The sequence below is a fragment of the Aquabacterium sp. genome (assembly GCF_044226965.1).
GTDB lineage: Bacteria > Pseudomonadota > Gammaproteobacteria > Burkholderiales > Burkholderiaceae_C > Pseudaquabacterium.
The window spans coordinates 1-17,099 of the sequence record NZ_JBGAGA010000010.1; the positions used below are offsets into that span (position 1 = coordinate 1).

16 protein-coding genes are annotated in these 17,099 nt (G+C 69.7%); all 16 read left to right on the top strand.

What is annotated here, in order from left to right:
* Positions 1 to 1,806 (top strand): DEAD/DEAH box helicase (locus ACILR4_RS06535; protein ID WP_395700033.1); only part of this gene is annotated, 1,806 nt, incomplete at its 5' end.
* Positions 1,807 to 1,943: 137 nt separating this feature from the next.
* Positions 1,944 to 4,037, top strand: a complete 2,094-nt coding sequence (locus tag ACILR4_RS06540) for a 3-hydroxyacyl-CoA dehydrogenase NAD-binding domain-containing protein (protein ID WP_395700034.1) — start codon at positions 1,944 to 1,946, stop codon at positions 4,035 to 4,037.
* Positions 4,038 to 4,069: 32 nt separating this feature from the next.
* Positions 4,070 to 4,657: an HD domain-containing protein gene (locus tag ACILR4_RS06545; protein ID WP_395700035.1), complete on the top strand. Its 588-nt coding sequence runs from the start codon at positions 4,070 to 4,072 to the stop codon at positions 4,655 to 4,657.
* A 22-nt stretch (positions 4,658 to 4,679) separates the two neighbouring features.
* On the top strand, positions 4,680 to 6,155 hold the full coding sequence (locus tag ACILR4_RS06550; protein WP_395700036.1) for a M20 family peptidase: 1,476 nt from the start codon (positions 4,680 to 4,682) through the stop codon (positions 6,153 to 6,155).
* 46 nt (positions 6,156 to 6,201) lie between these two features.
* Positions 6,202 to 7,377, top strand: coding sequence for an acetyl-CoA C-acyltransferase (locus ACILR4_RS06555; protein ID WP_395700037.1), 1,176 nt, complete (start codon positions 6,202 to 6,204; stop codon positions 7,375 to 7,377).
* Positions 7,378 to 7,379: 2 nt separating this feature from the next.
* Positions 7,380 to 8,273, top strand: a complete 894-nt coding sequence (locus ACILR4_RS06560) for a haloalkane dehalogenase (protein ID WP_395700038.1) — start codon at positions 7,380 to 7,382, stop codon at positions 8,271 to 8,273.
* Positions 8,274 to 8,278: 5 nt separating this feature from the next.
* A complete protein-coding gene (locus ACILR4_RS06565) occupies positions 8,279 to 8,731 on the top strand; it encodes a PaaI family thioesterase (RefSeq protein WP_395700039.1) in 453 nt (150 codons plus the stop codon).
* A gap of 8 nt (positions 8,732 to 8,739) precedes the next feature.
* Complete coding sequence (locus tag ACILR4_RS06570; RefSeq protein WP_395700040.1) at positions 8,740 to 9,177, top strand: PaaI family thioesterase; 438 nt, start codon at positions 8,740 to 8,742, stop codon at positions 9,175 to 9,177.
* A 24-nt stretch (positions 9,178 to 9,201) separates the two neighbouring features.
* Positions 9,202 to 11,025, top strand: coding sequence for an acyl-CoA dehydrogenase (locus ACILR4_RS06575; protein WP_395700041.1), 1,824 nt, complete (start codon positions 9,202 to 9,204; stop codon positions 11,023 to 11,025).
* Positions 11,026 to 11,079: 54 nt separating this feature from the next.
* Positions 11,080 to 11,265 (top strand): hypothetical protein, encoded by a 186-nt coding sequence (locus ACILR4_RS06580; RefSeq protein WP_395700042.1) that lies wholly within the window; start codon positions 11,080 to 11,082, stop codon positions 11,263 to 11,265.
* 19 nt (positions 11,266 to 11,284) lie between these two features.
* The gene (locus ACILR4_RS06585) at positions 11,285 to 12,076 is read left to right on the top strand and encodes an SDR family oxidoreductase (protein WP_395700043.1); all 792 of its coding nucleotides are present in this window, start codon (positions 11,285 to 11,287) and stop codon (positions 12,074 to 12,076) included.
* Between the two features lie 30 nt (positions 12,077 to 12,106).
* Entirely contained in the window at positions 12,107 to 13,129 is a 1,023-nt protein-coding gene (locus ACILR4_RS06590) for an NADP-dependent oxidoreductase (RefSeq protein WP_395700044.1), read from the top strand.
* An 11-nt stretch (positions 13,130 to 13,140) separates the two neighbouring features.
* Complete coding sequence (locus tag ACILR4_RS06595) at positions 13,141 to 13,593, top strand: GNAT family N-acetyltransferase (RefSeq protein ID WP_395700045.1); 453 nt, start codon at positions 13,141 to 13,143, stop codon at positions 13,591 to 13,593.
* Positions 13,590 to 15,254, top strand: a complete 1,665-nt coding sequence (locus ACILR4_RS06600) for an isovaleryl-CoA dehydrogenase (protein ID WP_395700046.1) — start codon at positions 13,590 to 13,592, stop codon at positions 15,252 to 15,254. Before ACILR4_RS06595 ends, ACILR4_RS06600 begins: the two co-directional genes overlap by 4 nt.
* Positions 15,255 to 15,262: 8 nt before the next feature.
* Complete coding sequence (locus tag ACILR4_RS06605) at positions 15,263 to 16,201, top strand: glutathione S-transferase family protein (protein ID WP_395700047.1); 939 nt, start codon at positions 15,263 to 15,265, stop codon at positions 16,199 to 16,201.
* Positions 16,198 to 17,094, top strand: a complete 897-nt coding sequence (locus ACILR4_RS06610; protein WP_395700048.1) for an SDR family oxidoreductase — start codon at positions 16,198 to 16,200, stop codon at positions 17,092 to 17,094. The genes ACILR4_RS06605 and ACILR4_RS06610 overlap by 4 nt, the downstream gene beginning before the upstream one ends.
* Positions 17,095 to 17,099 lie beyond the last annotated feature (5 nt).

Here is a 17,099-nt window from a genome sequence, read left to right on the forward strand (position 1 = left end):
ATCGACTGGCCGCGCGGCAAGCCGGTGCGCGTGCTCACGGCGACCAGCCCGGCGCTGAAGCTGGCGGTGGGCAGCGGCGCGGACTGGTTGTCGGTCGATGGCGAGCTGCGTGTCGACGAGCAGCGCGTGCTCGGCCTGCAGCAACTGCTGCAGCTGGTGCAGGACTCGCGCCGCAGCCGCTTCGTCGCGCTGGGCGAAGGCGAGTACCTGGCGCTGAGCGAGCAGCTGCGCCAGCAGCTGGCCGACCTGCAGGCGCTGGGCCAGCCGGCCAGGAAGGGCCTGCAGGTGCCGGCTGCGGCCGCCGCCTGGCTGGCCGAGACGCTGGAAGGCAGCGCGCTGTCCGGCGACCGGCGCTGGTCCCAACGCCTGAAAGCCCTGGAGGCCGCGGCCGCGCTGCAACCGGAGCCGCCGGCCGCCTTGCAGGCCCAGCTGCGCGGCTACCAGGCCGAGGGCTTTGCCTGGATGATGCGCTTGGCCCATGCCGGCCTGGGCGCCTGCCTGGCCGACGACATGGGCCTGGGCAAGACCGTGCAGACGCTGGCGATGCTGCTGGCGCGCGCGGCCGAGGGCCCGGCGCTGGTGCTGGCGCCGACCTCGGTGTGCGGCAACTGGGTGGCCGAGGCGCAGCGCTTCGCACCGGCCCTGCGCGTGCGGCTGTACGGCGAGGGCGATCGCGCGCAGGCGCTGCAGGGCCTGGGCCCGGGCGACCTGGTGGTGGCCTCTTACGCGCTGGCCCAGATCGACGACGAGGCCTTCGCGCCGGTGGCCTGGGCCACGCTGGTGCTCGACGAGGCCCAGGCGCTGAAGAACGCCGCCACCAAACGTGCAAAAGCCGTGGCCACGCTGCAGGCCGGCTTCCGCCTCGCGCTCACCGGCACGCCGGTGGAGAACCGGCTGGCCGACCTGTGGTCGATCATGAACCTGCTGAACCCGGGGCTGCTGGGCAGCGCGACGCAGTTCGCCGACCGTTTCGGCAATGCGATCGAGCGCGCCCGTGACGAGGCCGCGCGCCAGCGCCTGCGCCGGCTGGTCTCGCCCTTCCTGCTGCGCCGGACCAAGGCCCAGGTGCTGGACGACCTGCCGCCGCGCACCGAGATCATCCACCGCGTCGAGCCCGGCGCCGAAGAGCGCGCCTTCCTCGAAGCCACACGCCGGCAGGCGCTGGAGCGCGTCGAATCGCTGGGGCTGGAGCCCGGTGCGCCGCAGGCCTCGTTCCACCTGCTGGCCGAGCTGACCCGGCTGCGCCGCGCCGCCTGCGACCCGCGCCTGGTGGCGCCCGAATCGGGCCTGGTCGGCGCCAAGGTGCTCGAATTCGAACAGCTCGCGCTCGAACTGGTGGCCGGCCGCCACAAGGCGCTGGTGTTCAGCCAGTTCACCGACTTCCTGCGCCTGCTGGCCGAGCGCCTGCAGGCCGTCGGCATCGCCCACCAGTACCTCGACGGCAGCACGCCGGCCGCGGCACGCACGCAGCGCGTCGACGCCTTCCAGCGCGGAGAGGGCGATCTGTTCCTGATCAGCCTGAAGGCCGGCGGCTTCGGCCTGAACCTCACCGCGGCCGACTACGTGATCATCGTCGACCCCTGGTGGAACCCGGCCGCCGAAGACCAGGCCATGGGCCGCGCGCACCGTATCGGCCAGCAGCGGCCGGTCACCGTCTACCGGCTGGTAACGGCGGGCTCGATCGAGGAGCGCATCGTCGCGCTGCACCACGACAAGCGTGCGTTGGCCGAAGGCATCCTCGAAGGGCAGGACGGCGGCGCGCCGTTGCGGCCGGACGAGTTGCGCGTTCTGCTGTCTGCCGATTGACGCGTCAGCGACTTCGGGTTTTCACCGAGGCCTCCGCCCTTGTCGCTCCAGCGACATGCTCCGACGATGGTCGATCCATAGAATCGAACGATCGTGCTTTTTCCTGTTCCGACCTCCCCGCTGAAAGGGACTGCCTCATGAGCGCCAGCTACGAAGTTCGCGACGGTGTTGCCGTCATCACGATGAACAACCCGCCGGTCAACGGCCTGGGCTACGACACGCGGGTGGCGATGGCCGATGGCCTGGCGCGTGCGCAGGCCGATGCGGCGGTGAAGGCCATCGTGCTGACCGGTGCCGGCAAGGCCTTCTCGGGCGGAGCCGACATCCGCGAGTTCGGCTCGCCCAAGGCGATTGCCGAGCCGAACCTGCTGACACTGATCCGCATGGCCGAGCTGTGCGGCAAGCCCATCGTCGCGGCCATCCATTCGGTGTGCATGGGCGGCGGGTTGGAACTGGCGCTGGGCTGCCACTACCGCGTGGTGTCGCCCGGCACGCAGGTGGCGCTGCCCGAGGTGAAGATCGGCCTGATCCCCGGTGCCGGCGGCACGCAGCGCCTGCCGCGCGTGCTGGGCCTGGAGACCGCGCTGAACATGATCGTCAGCGGCGAGCCGGTGAAGAGCGAACTGCTGGCGATGCAGCCGGGCCAGAAGCTGTTCGACAAGCTGGTCGACGGCGACCTGATGGCCGGGGCCATCGCCTTCGCGCAGGAGGTGGCCGGCAAGCCGCTGCCGCCGCTGGTGCGTGACCTGAAGGTCTCGCACCCGAACCGCGAGGCCTACATCCAGTTCGCCCGCAACATGGTCAAGGGCATGTCCAAGAACTTCCCGGCGCCGGCCAAGTGCGTGGATGCCGTGGAGTATTCGCTAACGCGCAAATTCGATGACGGCATGGCCGGCGAGCGCGAGATCTTCACCGCGCTGATGTTCACGCCCGAGGCCAAGGCGCTGCGCCATGCCTTCCTGGGCGAGCGCGCCGCCAGCAAGATCCCCGACGTGCCCGAGTCGACCCCGGTGCGCGACATCAAGAAGGTGGGCGTCATCGGCGCCGGCACCATGGGCGGCGGCATCTCGATGAACTTCCTGAACGCCGGCGTGCCGGTGACCATCCTCGAGATGAAGCAGGAAGCGCTGGACCGCGGCGTGGCCACCATCCGCAAGAACTACGAGGCCCAGGTCAAGAAGGGCAAGTTGAAGCAGGACAAGTACGACCAGCGCATGGCGCTGCTGAGCACCACGCTGAGCTACGACGACCTGAAGGACTGCGACCTGATCATCGAGGCGGTGTTCGAGGAACTGGGCGTCAAGGAAACCGTGTTCAAGACGCTGGACGCCGTCGCCAAGCCTGGCGCCATCCTGGCGTCCAACACCTCGACGCTGGACGTCGACAAGATCGCCGCGTTCACGAAGCGCCCTCAGGACGTGGTCGGCATGCACTTCTTCAGCCCGGCCAACGTGATGAAGTTGCTGGAAGTGGTGCGCGGCAAGGCCACCGCGAAGGACGTGCTGGCCACCGTGATGGCCATCGGCAAGAAGATCAAGAAGACCGCGGTGGTGTCCGGCGTGTGCGACGGCTTCATCGGCAACCGCATGATCGAGCAGTACAGCCGCCAGGCCGGCTTCCTGCTGGACGAAGGCTGCACGCCGGCGCAGGTGGACAAGGCGATCGAGAAGTTCGGGTTCGCGATGGGCCCGTTCCGCATGGGCGACCTGGCCGGCAACGACATCGGCTGGGCCATCCGCAAGCGCCGCGCGATCGAGCACCCCGGCATGCGCTACAGCAAGACCGCCGACCTGCTGTGCGAGATGGGCCGCTACGGCCAGAAGACGCAGGCTGGTTGGTACGACTACCAAGCCGGCAAGCGTGACGCGATCCCGAGCGCCAAGGTCGACCAGATGATCGCCGACTACCGCAAGGAGCAGGGCATCACGCCGCGCAAGGTGAGCGACGAAGAGATCGTGCAACGCCTGGTGTTCGCGCTGGTCAACGAGGCGGCGAAGATCCTGGAAGAGGGCATTGCCAACAAGGCCAGCGACATCGACATGGTCTACCTCACCGGCTACGGCTTCCCGCTGCACCGCGGCGGCCCGCTGTGCTATGCCGACCAGGTGGGCCTGTACAACGTGGTCAGCACGATGAAGCGCTTCGCGGCCAACCCGCACGACGACGCGAGCTTCTGGCAACCCGCGCCGCTGCTGGCGAAGCTGGCGGCCGAAGGCAAGAGCTTCACCTGATCCATCGACGCTGACCTGCAAAAGGAGCGGCCATGAACGCCCGTGCCGAATTCACCCGGATGGAGGAATCCACCGCCGCCGACTGGCAGAAGATCGGCGCGGAGTTCATGCCCTTCGCGCAGAAGCTGCCCGAGCGGGTGCTGGCGCACCTGAAGCTGCTGGACGGCGACTACGGCGGCTTCCCGATCGACCGCTACCAGCATTCGCTGCAGACGGCGACCCGCGCGCTGAAGGACGGGCGCGACGAGGAATACGTGGTCTGCGCGCTGCTGCACGACATCGGCGACACGCTGGGCAGCTTCAACCACTTCGACATCGCCGCGGCGATCCTCAAGCCCTTCGTCTCGGAAGAGAACCTGTGGATGGTGCAGCACCACGGCATCTTCCAGGGCTATTACTTCTTCCACCACATCGGGCTGGATCGGAACCTGCGCGAGCAGTTCCGCGGCCATCCGCACTTCACCCGCACCGAGGAGTTCTGCGCGCTGTACGACAACCCGGCCTTCGACCCGAAGGCCGAGACGCTGCCGATCACCGAGTTCGAGCCGATGGTGCGCCGCGTGTTCGGCCAGGTGCGCCAGAGCGTGTACAAATCGGCCACGTCGGCCGTGGTGAGCTGACGCGGATAAGGAGCGTCCTCTCGTGGTCAAGCGTGCATTGCTGGGATTGGTGCTGTTGCTCGTGCTGCTGGCCGCCGCGCTGGCGGTGAACACCTGGCGCCAGGGTTCGGGCCAGCTCGATGTGCCGGCGGTGCAGGGCGTGGCGGTGGACGAAAAGGCGGTCGGCGAATCGCTGTCCGCGGCAATCCGGGCCCGCACCGTGTCGTCGCTGACCGAACCCCGGCTCAATGCCGAGCAGTTCGAGGCGCTGCACCTGCACCTGCAGACGCGCTACCCGAAGGTGCATGCCGCGCTGAAGCGCGAGGTGATCGGCGATTTCAGCCTGCTCTACACCTGGCCCGGCAGCGACCCCGCGGCGCCCGGCATCGCGCTGATGGCGCACCAGGACGTGGTGCCCATCGCCCCCGGCACCGAGGGCGACTGGCAGGCCGAGCCCTTTGGCGGTGCCCTCAAGGACGGCTTCGTCTGGGGCCGCGGCTCCTGGGACGACAAGGCCAACCTGATCTCCGAACTGGAAGCGGTGGAGATGCTGCTGGCCAGCGGCTTCAAGCCCAAGCGCACCATCTACCTGGTGTTCGGCGCCGACGAGGAAGTGGGCGGCGAGCGCGGCGCGCTGCAGATCGCCAAGCTGTTGCAGCAGCGCGGCGTCAAGCTCGACTTCGTGATCGACGAGGGCCTGCTGATCACCCAGGGCCTGATGCCCGGGCTGAAGGCACCTGCCGCGCTGGTGGGCGTGGCCGAGAAGGGCTACCTCTCGCTGGTGCTGCAGGCCAAGGCCACGCCCGGCCACTCGTCGATGCCGCCGGCGGCCCCGGGCCGCTCGGCCATCGGCCAGATGAGCGCGGCGCTGCAGCAACTGGACACGCACCCGCTGCCGGCCTCGATCAGCGGCGTGGCCGGCGAGATGTTCGATGCCGTGGCGCCCGAAATGAGCGGCTTCGGCCGCGTGGCCCTGAGCAACCGCTGGCTGCTGGGCCCGCTGGTGAAGAAGCAGCTGGAGCAGGGCAACAGCACCAACGCGCTGTTGCGTACGACCACCGCGCTGACGATGTTCAACGCCGGCAACAAGGACAACGTGCTGCCCGGCCGCGCCGAGGCCACGGTGAACTTCCGCATCCTGCCCGGCGAGACGCGCGAGAGCGTCACCGACTACGTCCGTCGCACCATCGCCAACGACGGCATCGAGCTCAAGCCGCTGGCCGGATCGAGCGACCCTTCTGCCGTGGCACCGACCGCCGGTGCGCCCTACCAGCTGATCAACCGCACCGTGCGCGAGCTGTTCCCGGGCACGCTGGTGGCGCCGGGGCTGATGCTGGCGGCCACCGATTCGCGCCACTTCCAGCCGCTGTCGGCCAACATCTTCAAGTTCTCGCCGGTGCGCGCCGGACCCGAGGACCTGAGCCGCTTCCACGGCACCAACGAACGCATCTCGCTGGCCAACCTGGCCGAGATGGTTCGCTTCTACCACCGGCTGCTGCAGCAATCCGCCGGCAGCTGACGTACCGACACCACCCGATTCACTGCATGCCACCAAGGAGCCTCGCATGAGCAACGCCGTCATCGTTTCCACCGCCCGCACCCCGCTCGCCAAGAGCTGGAAGGGCGCCTTCAACATGACGCATGGCGCCACGCTGGGCGGGCATGCGGTGCAGCATGCGGTGCAGCGCGCGGGCATCGACCCCGGCGCCATTGAAGACGTGCTGATGGGCTGTGCCAATCCCGAAGGCGCCACCGGCATGAACATCGCGCGCCAGATCGCGCTGCGCGCCGGGTTGCCGATCACGGTGAGCGGCGTGACGATCAACCGCTTCTGCTCCAGCGGGCTGCAGACCATCGCGATGGCAGCGCAGCGCATCATCGCCGGCGAGGGCGATGTGTACGTGGCCGGCGGCGTCGAGAGCATCTCCTGCGTGCAGCAGGAGATGAACCAGCACATGCTGATGGACCCGGCGCTGCAGAAGAGCAAGCCCGAGATCTACTGGACCATGCTGCAGACCGCCGAGAACGTGGCCAAGCGCTACAACATCTCGAAGGAGCGCATGGACCACTACGGTGCCGGCAGCCAGCAGAAGGCCTGCGCCGCGCAGGAGGCGGGCCTGTTCAAGGACGAGATCGCGCCGATCACCGTGACCGCCGGCGTGGCCGATGCGCAGCTGGGCCTGCGCAGCAAGGAGGTGACCGTCAGCGCCGATGAGGGCCTGCGCCCAGGCACCACCTACGAAGGCATCGTCGGCATCCGCTCCGCCATGCCGGGCGGCGTGGTGACGGCCGGCAATGCCAGCCAGTTCAGCGACGGCGCCGGTGCCTGTGTGCTGGTCAGCGACAGCTACGCGCAGCAGAAGGGCTTGAAGCCGCTGGGCCGCTTCCTCGGCTTTGCGGTGGCCGGCTGCGAGCCCGACGAGATGGGCATCGGCCCGGTCTTCGCGGTGCCCAAGGTGCTGGCCAAGCTGGGCCTGAAGGTGGACGACATCGACCTGTGGGAGCTGAACGAGGCCTTCGCGGTGCAGGTGCTGTACTGCGCCGACCGGCTGGGCATCCCGATGGACAGGCTCAACGTCAACGGCGGCGCCATTGCGGTGGGCCACCCCTACGGCGTCAGCGGCCAGCGCCTGACCGGCCATGCGTTGATCGAGGGCAAGCGCCGCGGCGCGAAGAAGGTCTGCGTGACGATGTGCATCGGCGGCGGCATGGGCGCGGCCGGGGTGTTCGAGGTGCTCTGACCATGACAGCGCTGCGCACTCCGGACGAACGGTTCCAGAACCTGCCGGGGTACGCGTTCGCGCCGCACTACCTCGAGAACCTGCCCAGCGCGCAGGGCCTGCGGCTGCACTACCTGGACGAAGGCCCGGCCGATGCGGCGGTGACGGCGCTGTGCCTGCACGGCAACCCCAGCTGGAGCTACCTGTACCGGCACATGATCCCGGTGTTCGCCGCCGCCGGCCTGCGGGTGGTGGCGCCGGACCTGATCGGCTTCGGCCGCTCCGACAAGCCCGCGGCGGAGGCTTGGCACCAGTTCGACCGGCACCGCCAGGTGCTGCTCGAGTTCGTCGACCAGCTCGACCTGCAGAACGTGCTGCTGGTGTGCCAGGACTGGGGCGGCCTGCTGGGCCTGACCTTGCCGCCGGCGCTGCCGATGCGCTTCACCCGCCTGCTGGTGATGAACACCACGCTGGGCACCGGAGAGGTGACCGAAGGCTTTCGCCAATGGCGCGCCTACTCGAACAGCCAGCCCGACATGGCCGTGGGCAAGCTGCTCGCGCGCGGCAAGCCGGACATGACACCGGCCGAGGCGGCCGCGTACGATGCGCCTTATCCCGATGCCGCGTTCAAGGCCGCGCTGCGCCGCTTCCCGAACATGGTGCCCGACGGTGCCGACGCACCCGGCGCCGCGGTCAGCCGCGAGGCCGCGGCGTTCTGGCGCCAGCAATGGCAGGGCGAGAGCTTCATGGCCGTCGGCATGAAGGACCCGGTGCTGGGGCCGGCCGCGATGGCCGCGCTGCGCGAGACGATCCGCGGCTGTCCGCCGCCGATGGAAATCGCCGAGGGCGGCCACTTCGTGCAGGAGTGGGGTGCGCCGATCGCGCGCGCCGCGCTGGCGCACTTCAAGCTGGGGTGACGAACATGACGCCGGAAGAACTCGAACGCTTCCTCGAACTCGGCCGCGAGGTGCTGGCCAAGCAGCCGTTCTCGGTGCTGGTCGGCGCGCAGCTGCTGCAGCTGAAGCCCGGCTTCTGCGAGCTGATGGTGCCGATGAGCGAAGAGATCCAGCAACAGCACGGCTTCGTGCACGGCGGGGTCATCAGCTACATGGCCGACAACGCGCTGACCTTTGCCGGCGGCACCGCGATGCGGGTGCCGGTGGTCACCGCCGAGTTCAAGATCAACTACCTGCGGCCGGCGGTCGGCGAGCGCTTCATCGCGCGCGCCGCGGCGGCCTACGTGGCGCGCAGCCAGTCGGTCTGCCGCTGCGAGGTGTTCGCGGTGAAGGACGGGCAGGAGAAGCTGTGCGCGATGGCCCAGGGCACGATCGCCAAGCTCGGCGAGGCGCCGCCCACCGGCACCGAGATGCAGTAGCGCTGCGCATGTCCGAAGCCTTCACGCTCGATCGCTGCCAGGCGATGTTCCGCGCCGCGCCCTTCGTCGCCGATGTCGGCATCGAGGCCACGGCCGTGTCGCCCGGCGAATGCCACAGCGCGCTGCAATTGCAGCCGCGCCACCTGCAGCACACCGGCGTCGTGCATGCCGGCGTGCTGACGACGATGGCCGACCACACCGCCGGCGCCGCCGCGCAGAGCAGCGTGCCGTCGGGCGGCGGCGTCATCCTCACCGCCGAGCTGAAGGTCAGCCTGTTGCGCGCGGCCCGCGGCCAAAGCCTGCGCTGCGCCGCCAAGGTGCTGAAGCCGGGGCGGCAGGTGGTGTTCGTCGAATCCGAGGTCTACGCGATCGACGGCGACAAGGAACAGCTGGTGGCCAAGCTCAGCGCGACGATGGCGGTGGTGGCCGCTGCCTTACCGGTTTAGCAATCTCACGAACGACGCCCTGCGATGCGACAGACCCTGGACTTCCTGCTCACCGACTGGCTGCGCGTGGCCGCGCTGACCGAGCGCCCGCGCTTTGCCGACCACACGCCCGAGACCTTCGGCCAGGTGCTGGACACCTGCGAACGCATCGCGCGCGAGAAGTACGCACCGTTCAACCGGCTGGTCGATACCGAAGAGCCGCGCTTCGACGGCGACAAGGTGATCCTGCCGGCCGCCACGCAGGCGGCCTGGAACGCCTATGCCGAGTCCGGCATGCTCAGCGCCGCGCAGGACTACGACATCGGCGGCATGCAGCTGCCCTACACGGTGGAGGCGGCGGCCAATGCCTTCTTCGCCAAGGCCTCGGTCAGCATCAGCAGCGCGCTGCTGACGGTGGGCAATGCCAACCTGCTGATGGCCCATGGCACCGAGGCGCAGAAGCGCGTGTTCGCGATGAACGAGTTCGCCGGCCGCTGGTCGGGCACGATGTGCCTGTCCGAGCCGCAGGCGGGCTCCAGCCTGTCCGACGTGGCCACCCGCGCCACGCCCGACGGCGCGGACTTCGAAGCCGACCTGCTGGGCCCGCGCTTCCGGCTGCGCGGCAACAAGATGTGGATCTCCTCGGGCGAGCACGAGCTCACCGAGAACATCGTGCACCTGGTGCTGGCCAAGATCCCGGGGCCGGACGGCAAGCCGGTGCCGGGCACCAAGGGCATCTCGCTGTTCATCGTGCCGAAGAAGCTGGTGGATGCCGAAGGCCGGCTGACCGGCGAGCGCAACGACGTGGCGCTGGCCGGCCTGAACCACAAGTGCGGCTGGCGCGGCACCACCAACACCTTGCTGAACTTCGGCGAAGGCCGCTTCACCCCCGGCGGCCAGGCCGGCGCGGTGGGCTACCTGGTGGGCCGCCCCGGCGAAGGCCTGCGCTGCATGTTCCACATGATGAACGAGGCGCGCATCGGCGTGGGCATGGCCGCCACGATGCTGGGCATGGCAGGCTACGAGGCCTCGCTGGCCTATGCGCGGCAGCGGCCGCAGGGCAGGCCGATCAGCAAGGGCGGCAAGGACGCCGCGCAGCCGCAGGTGCCCATCATCGAGCACGCCGACGTCAAGCGCATGCTGCTGGCGCAGAAGGCCTATGCCGAAGGCGCGCTGGCGCTGGAGCTGTACTGCGCGCGGCTGATCGACGAGCAGCACACCGGCGCGCCCGAGGCCGCCCGCGAGGCGGCGCTGCTGCTGGAAGTGCTGACGCCGATCGCCAAGAGCTGGCCCAGCGAGTGGTGCCTGGAAGCCAACAGCCTGGCGATCCAGGTGCACGGCGGCTACGGCTACACGCGCGACTTCCCGGTGGAGCAGTACTGGCGCGACAACCGGCTGAACATGATCCACGAAGGCACGCACGGCATCCAGGGCCTGGACCTGCTGGGCCGCAAGGTGGTGATGGACGGCGGCGCGGGGCTGAAGCTGCTGGCATCCAAAGTGAGCGACACCCTCCAGCGCGCCGGGCAGGTCGAAGGCCTGGCCGAGCACGGCCACGCGCTGGCCGGCGCGCTGCAGCGCCTGGGCGCGGCCACCAAGGCCGCCTGGGCCACCGGCGTGCCCGAAGAGGCCCTGGCCAATGCCACCGCCTACCTGCAGGCCTTCGGCCACGTGGTGCTGGCCTGGATCTGGCTGGACGTGGCGCTGGCCTCGCAGGCTCGGCTGGCCGAGGCACCGGACTTCCACCAGGGCAAGCTGCAGGCCTGCCGCTACTTCTTCGGCTACGAGTTGCCGAAGATCGACGGCTGGCTGGGCGTGGTGGCCAGCCGCAATGCCACCTGCCGCGAGATGCAGGACGCCTGGTTCTGAGCTTTACAGCGCCCGTCGTCCCCGTCGCCATCAACTCCGCGTATCGTCGCCGTCATGAACGCTTCGAAACTCGAAACCTGGGTCTGGGTGCTGATCTACGGCGGCCTGCTCACCGTGGTGCTGGGCCTGGCCGTCGAAGGCAAGGACTTCCCGTTGGGCTGGTCGATGGTGACCACCGGCGGCATCGCCGCCGCCTTGGGCGTGGTGCTGATCTTCGTGCGCGCCCGCCTCAAACCCTGAACACTTCCATCCTTTCATCATGAGCACACCGGTTCAACAACTGTTCGATTTGCGCGGCCAGGTCGCGCTGGTCACCGGCGGATCGCGCGGCCTCGGGCTGCAGATCGCCGAGGCGCTGGGCGAGGCCGGCGCGAAGATCATGCTCAGCTCGCGCAAGGCGGCCGACCTGGAGGAGGCCGCCGCGCACCTGAGCGAGCGCGGCATCGACGCGCGCTGGATCGCCGCCGACGCCGCGAACCCCGATGACGCGCGGCGCGTCTGCGCCGAGACGCTGGAGCGCCTGGGCCAGGTCGACATCCTGGTCAACAACGCCGGCGCCGCCTGGGGTGCACCGGCCGAGGACCATCCGCTCGAGGCCTGGGACAAGGTGATGAACCTGAACATCCGCAGCCTGTTCGTCTTCAGCCAGGCGGTGGCCAGGGACAGCATGATCCCGCGGCGCCGCGGCCGCATCCTGAACATCGCGTCCATCGCCGGGCTGGGCGGCAACCCGCCGGGCATGGAGACCATCGCCTACAACACCAGCAAGGGCGCGGTGGTGAACTTCACCCGCGCGCTGGCCTGCGAGTGGGGCGAGCACGGCATCACGGTGAACGCGCTGGCTCCCGGTTTCTTCCCGAGCAAGATGACCCGCGGCACGCTGGAGAAGTTCGGCGAGGACGCGATGGCCGCGCATGCGCCGCTGCGCCGGCTGGGCGACGACGACGACCTGAAGGGCGCGGCGTTGCTGCTGTGCTCGGCCGCCGGCAAGCACATCACCGGCCAGATCCTGGCGGTGGATGGCGGCGTGTCGGTCCTGACCGGCGGCTGATCCCTGATAACACCTGAAGAACGCGACACCATGAGCGCCATCGTCAACCACCAGATCCTGCTGGCCTCGCGCCCCGAAGGCGAAGCCAGCACCGCCAACTTCCGGCTGGCCCAGGCGCCGCTGCCCGCCCTGGCCGAGGGCCAGGTGCTGGTGCGCCACCACTACCTGAGCCTGGACCCCTACATGCGCGGCCGCATGAACGACAGCAAGAGCTACGCCGCGCCGCAGCCGCTGGGCCAGGTGATGGGCGGCGGCACGGTGGGCGAGATCGTCGAATCCCGCCATCCCCAGTTCCAGCCCGGCGACAAGGTCGTCGGCATGGGCGGCTGGCAGGAGTACAGCGTGGTCGACGCCGCGCAGCGCGGCACGCTGCGCAAGGTGGACACCACGCGCATCCCGCTGCCGGCCTACCTGGGCGCGGTGGGCATGCCCGGCGTCACGGCCTGGTACGGCCTGGTGAAGATCATCGCGCCCAAGGCCGGCGAGACGGTGCTCGTCAGTGCCGCCAGTGGCGCGGTGGGCGGCGCGGTGGGGCAGCTGGCCAAGGTGCGCGGCTGCCGCGCGGTGGGCATTGCCGGTGGGCCGGACAAGTGCCGCTACGTCACCGACGAACTCGGCTTCGATGCCTGCATCGACTACCGCCAGTACGCCGATGCCAAGGCGCTGGGCAAGGCGCTGCAGGCGGCCTGCCCGGACGGCATCGACGGCATCTTCGAGAACGTGGGCGGCATGGTGCTCGACGCGGCGATGCTCAACGCCAACGCGTTCTCGCGCATCGCGCTGTGCGGCATGATCAGCGGCTACGACGGCGCACCGATCCCGATGGCCGCGCCGCAACTGCTGCTGACGAACCGGATGAAGCTCGAGGGCTTCATCGTCAGCGAGCACATGGACGTGTGGCCCGAGGCGCTGAACGAGCTGGGCACGCTGGTGGCCACCGGCAAGCTGAAGTACCGCGAGACGGTGGCGCAAGGCATCGCCAGTGCGCCCGAGGCCTTCCTCGGCCTGCTGAAGGGCCGCAATTTCGGCAAGCAGCTGGTCAAGCTGACTTGAGCCGAGCGGCGATGACACCGCTCGGCTGGACCTGGCAGCGCTTCGGCGACCTGGGGGTCGATGGCGTCTACGACATGCTGGCGCTGCGCTGCCGCATCTTCATCCTCGAGCAGGGGCCCTACCTCGACCCCGACGGGCTGGACCGCGACAGCTGGCACCTGCTGGGCCGCGATGCCGGCGGCGAACTGCGCGCCTACCTGCGTGTCGTCGACCCGGGCCTGAAGTACGACGAGCCCTCGGTTGGCCGCGTGGTGCTGGACAAGGCGCTGCGCGGCAGCGGTGCAGGCGATGCGCTGGTCGCCGAAGGCGTGCGTCGCTGCGTGGCCGCGTGGCCCGGCCGCGGCATCCGCATCAGCGCGCAGGCGCACCTGCAGCGCTTCTATGGCCGCCAGGGCTTCGTCACGGTCGGCGACGAGTACCTGGAGGACAACATCCCCCATGTCGAGATGTGGAGGTCACCATGAGCGCAGCCTTGGTCACGCATGAGGTGCTGAACCAGAGCACGCCGCTGGTCGGCGCGAACCTGTTCACCGGCAACCGCGCGCTGCAGGACGCGCTCCGCTTCAACGCGCCGGCGCTGGACACCGCGCGGCTGGCCGTCCTCGGCGCCGAGATGGGCTCGGCCGAGATGCAGCAGCATGCGCGGCTGGCCAACCTGCACCCGCCGACGCTGCGCACGCACGACCGCTTCGGCCGCCGCGCCGACGAGGTCGAGTTCCATCCCAGCTACCACGCGCTGATCGGCAGCGCGATGCGCCATGGCCTGCATGGCACGCCCTGGGCGCAGGAGGCGGACGCGCACGTCGAGCGCGCCGCGGCCTTCATGCTGTTCACCGAGGCCGAGCCCTCGGTGCTGTGCCCGATCTCGATGAGCTATGCGGTGACGCCGGCGCTGCGCGCGAACGCCGCGCTGTACGCCGACTGGGCGCCGGGCCTGACCAGCACGCGCTACGACGGCCGCTTCCTGCCCTTCGACCAGAAGACCGGCCTGACCATGGGCATGGGCATGACCGAGAAGCAGGGCGGCTCGGACGTGCGCGCCAACACCACGCAGGCCGAACCTGCCGGCGAAGACCGCTGGGGCCAGCGCTACCGCATCACCGGCCACAAGTGGTTCTTCTCCGCGCCGATGTGCGACGCCTTCCTGGTGCTGGCGCAGACCCCCGCGGGCCTGAGCTGCTTCTTCCTGCCGCGCTGGCTGCCCGAATGGTGCGACGGTGGTGGCCTGAACGCGCTGCGCATCCAGCGCCTGAAGGACAAGCTCGGCAACCATGCCAACGCCAGCTCGGAGGTGGAGTTCCATGGCGCCACGGCCTGGCGGGTCGGCGACGAAGGCCGCGGCGTGCCGCAGATCCTGGCGATGGGCGCGCTGACGCGGCTGGACTGCGCGCTGGGCACCGCCGGCTTGATGCGCCAGGCGCTGTCGATCGCGCTGCACCACTGTGCCGAGCGCCAGGCCTTCGGCAGGCGCCTGGTCGAGCAGCCGATGATGCGCAACGTGCTGGCCGACCTGGCGCTGGAAAGCGAAGCCGCCACCGCCCTGGCGCTGCGCCTGGCGCGGTCCATCGACAAGACGGAAAACGGTCGCGACGAGCACGAGGCCTTGATGCGCCGCGTGCTGACGCCGATCTCGAAGTTCTGGATCTGCAAGCGCGGCAGCGCCTTCGCGCAGGAAGCGATGGAATGCCTGGGCGGCAACGGCTACGTCGAGGAGAACGGCGAGGGCGTGATGGCCCGCATCTACCGCGAGATGCCGCTCAACTCCATCTGGGAAGGCGCCGGCAACATCATGGCGCTGGACCTGCTGCGCTCGCTGCGCAGCGGACCGGTGGCCGAGGCGCTGGCGCACGAGGTGAGCCCGGCGAAGGGCGCGCACCCGGCCTTCGACGCGATGCGCGAGCGCGTGCTGCACGGCCTGGACGGCGCGACCGACGAGGCCCAGGCGCGCCGCCTGGCGCGCGACACCGCCCTGCTGGTGCAGGCCGCGCTGCTGCGCCAGCATGCGCCCGAACCCGTGTTCGCTGCCTTCTGCGCCGCCCGCCTGGGCGAGGGCAGCGACGTCTTCGGCGCGCTGCCGGCCGGCCATGACCTGGCCGCCATCCTCGAGCGCGCCCAACTCCACTAGCATCCAACATGAGCGACCTGATCCTCCACCACTACCCCAGCTCGCCGTTCTCCGAGAAGGTGCGGCTGATCTTCGGTTTCAAGGGCCTGGCCTGGCGCTCGGTGCACATCCCGGCCATCATGCCCAAGCCCGACGTGCTGGCGCTGACCGGCGGCTACCGCAAGACACCGTTCATGCAGATCGGGGCCGACATCTACTGCGACTCGGCGCTGATCGCCCGCGTGCTGGAAGCGCGCCAGCCCAGCCCGACGCTGTACCCGGCCAGCGCGCCGCTGGCGGTGCCGCTGGCGCAGTGGGCCGACTCGGCGCTGTTCTGGGCCGCGGTCACCTGGACCATGCAGCCTGCCGGCGTGTCGCACCTGTTCAACAACCCGGCGCCCGAGGTGATGAAGGCCTTTGGCGCCGACCGTGCGGCCTTCACCGGCAGCATGCGGCGGCTGACGCTGGCCGACGCCACCGCGCAGCTGGGCAGCTACCTCGGCTCGCTGGCCGCGCAGCTGCAGCAGCAGGGTGGGCCCTGGCTGTTCGGCGGCACGCCGACGATCGCCGACTTCTCGGTGGCCCATGCGCTGTGGTTCATCCGCCGCGGCGGGCCGGTGGCCGAGATCATCGGCCGCCATGCGGGCCTGAACGAGTGGCTCGACCGCGTGCTGGCGATTGGCCATGGCCGCAGCGAGCCGATGAGCAGCGCCGAGGCGATCGCAGTCGCGGCGGCGGGTGCCGCCGGTGGCCACGCCTTTTGCGAGGTAGGTGCCGGCCTCGGCTTCGAGCCCGGCCAGGCCGTGACGGTGGCCGCCACCGACTACGGCAGCGACCCGGTGGCCGGCACGCTGGTGGGCCTGAGCGCCGACGAGGTGGTGGTCCGCCGCACCGACGAGCGCGCCGGCACCGTGCACGTGCACTTCCCGCGCATCGGCTTCCAGATCAAGAAGGAGCAATCAGCATGATCGACTTCAAGGGCCGCACCGCGGTCATCACCGGCGCCGCGTCGGGCTTCGGCCTCGAGACCTCGCGCCAGTGCGCGCAGCTGGGCATGAACATCGTGATGGCCGACGTGCAGGCCGATGCGCTGGAACTCGCCGCGCGCGATGTGGCCGCGCTGGGCGCGCAGGTGCTGCCGTACCGGCTGGATGTGTCCAAGGCCGAGCAGGTGGAGGCCCTGGGCGCGGCCACGCAGGCCCGCTTCGGTGCGCCGCATTTCGTGTTCAACAACGCCGGCGTCGGCTCGGGCGGGCTGGTGTGGGAGAACAGCGTCAAGGACTGGGAGTGGGTGCTCGGCGTCAACCTCTGGGGCGTGATCCACGGCGTGCGCGTGTTCACGCCGATGATGCTGGCCGCCGCGCAGGCCGACCCGGGCTACGTCGGCCACATCGTCAACACGGCGTCGATGGCCGGCATGGTCAACCCACCGAACATGGGCGTCTACAACGTCAGCAAGCATGCGGTGGTGTCCCTGAGCGAGACGCTGTACCAGGACCTCTCGCTGGTCAGCGAGCAGGTGCATGCCCATGTGCTGTGCCCGTTCTTTGTGCCCACCGGCATCCACCAGAGCCACCGCAATCGGCCGGCCGACATCACCGACAAGCCCACCCGCAGCCAGCTGATCGGCCAGGCGATGAGCGAGAAGGCGGTCAGCAGCGGCAAGGTGACGGCGGCCGACGTGGCACGCAAGGTGATCGATGCGCTGCGCGAGAACCAGTTCTACGTCTTCAGCCATCCGAAGGCGCTGGGTTCGGTGCAGACGCGCCTGGAAGACGTGATGCAGGTGCGCAACCCCAGCGATCCGTTCAAGGACAAGCCCGAGGTCGGCGCGCAGCTGCGGCAGGCGCTGCGCGGCTGAAGGCC